Source organism: Anaerotignum sp. (assembly GCF_045122575.1).
Lineage (GTDB): Bacteria > Bacillota > Clostridia > Lachnospirales > Anaerotignaceae > Anaerotignum_A.
Genome location: NZ_JBGVHV010000089.1, coordinates 1 through 3850 on the forward strand (window position 1 = coordinate 1; position 3850 = coordinate 3850).

Consider the following 3850-nt stretch of genomic DNA (forward strand, 5'->3'; position numbering starts at 1 on the left):
GACATCCTTTCCGGTAACAGGTAAAATAAGAAACGGGGCTGTGGTCACCACGGCCCCATACATAAGCACCCGTAGCTCAGGGGATAGAGCGTTCGGCTCCGGACCGAAAGGCCGCAGGTTCGATTCCTGTCGGGTGCGGAAAAGAAAAAGACACAAACGATTTCGTTTGTGTCTTTTTTGTATGGAATTTTCGATTGGTTTGTCTGTATCAGATCAGACCCAGTTCCTTGGCACATTCTTCCACTGCCGCCAGAACCTGATCCAGATCTTCTTTGGTATGGTCTGCGGAAATGATGGTACGCAGGCGGGCTGTACCTCTGGGCACCATAGGGAACTGCAGTGCCTGTGCGTAAACGCCTCTTTCATACATCATTCTGCTCAGTTCCTGTGCTTTTTCCGCATCGCCTACGATGATGGGGATGACGGGGGTAACGGATGTGCCGATATTCAGACCCAGTTTTTCCAGTCTTTCTGCAAAATAATTACGGTTATCCCAAAGTCTGTCTACCAGTTCTGTGTTTTCCAGAACCAGATCAACGGCCTTTGCTGCTGCAGCGGTCAGGCAGGGAGCCATGGGAGAAGCAGTAAAGATGAAGCTTCTTGCCTTTGGTCTTAATGCTTCGATGAAATCTTTGGGGCCGGCCACAAAGCCGCCGGCGGATCCGAAAGCCTTGGACAGAGAGCCGGTTTCGATACGGATGCGGTCTCTCAGGCCAAAGTGGTCAACGGTACCTCTGCCGCAGGGACCCATAACGCCGTCGCCGTGGGCATCGTCTACCACCAGTTCAGCGCCGTATTTTTCTGCCAGATCTGCCATTTCGGGCAGAGGAGCCAGATCGCCGTCCATACTGAATACGCCGTCTGTGATGATCAGTTTTTTGCCTTCAACGGGTTCTTTCAGCAGTTCTTCCAGATGAGCCATATCCATGTGACGGAATACTTTGATCTTTGCGCCGGATAGACGGCAGCCGTCGATGATGGAGCCGTGGTTCAGTTCGTCGCTGTAGATGAAGTCGCCTTTGCCCACCAGCTGAGGGATCAGGCCGGAGTTAGCGGAAACGCCGCAGTTAAATACCAGAACTGCTTCTACATTTTTGAATTTTGCCAGTTTTTCTTCCAGTTCGTCATGAACAGGATAGTTGCCGCAGATATTTCTGCTGGCGGTTGTAGCCACGCCATATTTGTCGATGGCATCCTTGGCAGCAGCCACCACGTCGGGGTGGTTTGCCAGACCCAGATAGTTGTTGGAAGCCATGTTGATGACTTCTCTGCCGTCCAGAATGATACGGCCGCCCTGGGGGGAGGATAATGTTCTATACATAAGAAAACCTTCTTTCTGTTTTGATATTGGCCTTGCCATCCTTTATCATACTACAAGGGTAAAGGAAGGGGAAGGTTAATTTCGTACAGTGAAATATGCATAAAAATGAACTTTTTTTTATTTTTTGGTTTTTCCATAAAAAGGGGAACGGCGTCTTCTTGGGGGAGAAGACGCCGTGTAAGGGTTGTCATTGCCACACAAAAGAACTGTTAGGGGGCGTTCTGTTGTGCTTGGGAAGCAACGACAAGAAGAGATGAAAAGTTTGATTCAAAATAGTTTGAAGTTAGGAGAAAAACCTCAAACTACAGAAGCAAGCAATTGTCATTACAGAAAAAGCATCAAAACAACAACGTGTTTGATGCTTGTCTGTCATTGTTTATTCTTACGAACATCATACAATAAGTTGAATAAAATATCAATACAAAGTTGCAGACATTCCCTTAGAAATTAGAAAAAGTAGGGGAAAGGGATAGCCAGAATAGAAAAATATTGTCAATCAGGTGTTTTTTTGATACCATAAAAGGAATTAGGAAAGGTAAGGTGGGTCGATGAAAATACAGGAATCCATGGAAAATTATCTGGAAACCATTTATGTACTGGATCAGAAAACAGGTTTTGTACGTTCCGTTGATGTGGCAACAGAACTGGGTTTTTCCAAACCCTCGATTTCCAATGCCATGAAAAAACTGAAGGCGGAAGGATATGTACAGATTGAAGATAAAGGGCGGATCGTTCTGACAGAAAAGGGCAGAGCGGTGGCAGAGCATACTTACGAAAAGCATTGTGTCATTTCCCATTGGCTGATGCACATTGGCGTGAGCAGGGAAACTGCTATGGAAGATGCCTGCCGCATGGAACATATTCTCAGTGAAGAAAGTTTTGAATGCATGAAGCGTCACCATGAAAAATGGCACGAACTGAGCCATGAACCGGAAAATGAAATTGAAAGATAAAAAATCCCGCAGATATTGTCTGCGGGATTTTTGCGTACGGGGAAATTTCTGTTACTGGAAGTAGAAGTAACCGTAAATTTTACTTTTTTCAGGAGTGTCTCCGTGTTTGGCTTCCACCAGTTCGGAAACAGTCACCAGCTCATAGCCGGCTTCCTGCAGATAGGGCACCAGTTTGGCGGTAGCTTCTGCAGTGGAACCGTAGATGCCGTGCAGCAGGATGACCTTGCCATCCAGATCACCGATTTTTTTCACTTCTTCCATAACGGCATCGGCGTTTCTGCTCTTCCAGTCCAGCGTATCTACAGACCAGAGGTAGATGGGCATAGGGATCAGATTTTTCACATGATCGTCACAGTTGCCGTAAGGAGGACGGAAAGAGTCGGGAGAGCGGCCCAGCACCTTCTGGAAGATGGCGTCGGTCTTTGCCAGATCTTCCTTGATCTGCACTTCTGTCAGTTTGTTGAAGTTGGCATGATCCCAGGAATGGCTGGCAACTTCACAGCCCAGTGCATCTTCCCGTTTTACCACGTCAGGATATCTTTCCACCAGATAGCCAAGATCGAAGAATGTGGCTCTGGCATCATATTTTTCCAGAATATCCAGAATGGTGTTGGTATGTACGGGATTGGGGCCGTCGTCATAGGTGAGGGCCACCATTTTTTTGTTGGTCACAGCTGTCGGCAGTTTTTCGGTTTCTTCCGCAGGAGCGGGGGCTTTTGTCCGCATATCCGCGTAGGGGATCGTCAGAGAAACGATGCCCATGCTGCCGGGGAAGATATCATAACGGTCAAAATGGAACAATACCCCTTCGGCAGTGAAGGCAAAACGGTCAAAGCGGCCGTTTTCGGGAGCCAGCAGGGTTTTATAATTGCCGAAGATCCGTTTGCTATAGGTTTCATCGGAAGTGAAATATTCCTGCGTATAACGGGATGCATTTTCCCGGAACTGATCCCACATCAGTTCTTCTGCAGCCACTTCCTTATCTTCATTCAGATCAAAATGGAAGGCCTGAATACGGGTGTGGGGAGACAGTTCTGTTTCCACTTCGTGGGTTTCGAAAAACAGCAGGCTCATGTGGTTTTCATCGGTCAGGTAGGTTTCATAGCCCAGATAAAGGGTCGCCTCTTTTTTATCGTCTCGTCTGGTTTCGCCTTTTGGCGCGGGAGGGATCAGATATTCCTGATCGAAGGCATTTCGGATGTCTGTTACGATGGCCTCAATGCGGGCATCGGTTTCGGGATAGCCTGTTTTGGGATACTGCAGGATGTAGGACAGGGGGCGGATATATTCCGTCACGGTCACGGATTCGCAGCCCTCATGGGAGGTCTGTCCTTCCCAGTAGGAATTTCCCTTCAGAAGCATTTCGTCTATGCGCTTCTGGTTGGTGTTCACCAGACTTTTTGCGGAGGCGCTGCAGCCGCAGAAGCCTGTCGTGATGATCATAGTCAAAAAGAAAGCAAGGATGCGTTTCATTTTCATTCAGTCATTTCTCCATTCTCTTCTGTTTGGTAAATCGGGTGTACATAGCGGCCGCGGTTGGCGGTCTTTTTGCCATACTGGATGGCTTGGGCAGGGC

Annotated in this window: 3 protein-coding genes and 1 tRNA gene; 2 read left to right on the forward strand and 2 right to left on the reverse strand. The window is 47.9% G+C overall.

The window, feature by feature from the left end:
* Nucleotides 1–65: 65 nt before the first annotated feature.
* Nucleotides 66–138 (forward strand) — tRNA-Arg (locus ACJMLT_RS03990).
* 70 nt (nt 139–208) lie between these two features.
* On the opposite strand, the gene ACJMLT_RS03995 is transcribed toward ACJMLT_RS03990, so the two are convergent.
* Entirely contained in the window at nt 209–1321 is a 1113-nt protein-coding gene (locus ACJMLT_RS03995) for an aminotransferase class I/II-fold pyridoxal phosphate-dependent enzyme (RefSeq protein WP_405726936.1), read from the reverse strand.
* Nucleotides 1322–1869: 548 nt separating this feature from the next.
* On the opposite strand from ACJMLT_RS03995, the gene ACJMLT_RS04000 reads away from it, so the two are divergent.
* Nucleotides 1870–2274 (forward strand): metal-dependent transcriptional regulator, encoded by a 405-nt coding sequence (locus ACJMLT_RS04000; RefSeq protein ID WP_405726939.1) that lies wholly within the window; start codon nt 1870–1872, stop codon nt 2272–2274.
* A gap of 51 nt (nt 2275–2325) precedes the next feature.
* On the opposite strand, the gene ACJMLT_RS04005 is transcribed toward ACJMLT_RS04000, so the two are convergent.
* Nucleotides 2326–3753 (reverse strand): polysaccharide deacetylase family protein, encoded by a 1428-nt coding sequence (locus ACJMLT_RS04005; RefSeq protein WP_405726942.1) that lies wholly within the window; start codon nt 3751–3753, stop codon nt 2326–2328.
* Nucleotides 3754–3850: the final 97 nt, after the last annotated feature.

Bases quoted from the DNA above. Each gene is read 5' to 3' on its own strand.
- ACJMLT_RS03995 (WP_405726936.1), bottom strand. From the start codon at position 1,321: ATGTATAGAACATTATCCTCCCCCCAGGGCGGCCGTATCATTCTGGAC.
- ACJMLT_RS04000 (WP_405726939.1), top strand. From the start codon at position 1,870: ATGAAAATACAGGAATCCATGGAAAATTATCTGGAAACCATTTATGTA.
- ACJMLT_RS04005 (WP_405726942.1), bottom strand. From the start codon at position 3,753: ATGAAAATGAAACGCATCCTTGCTTTCTTTTTGACTATGATCATCACG.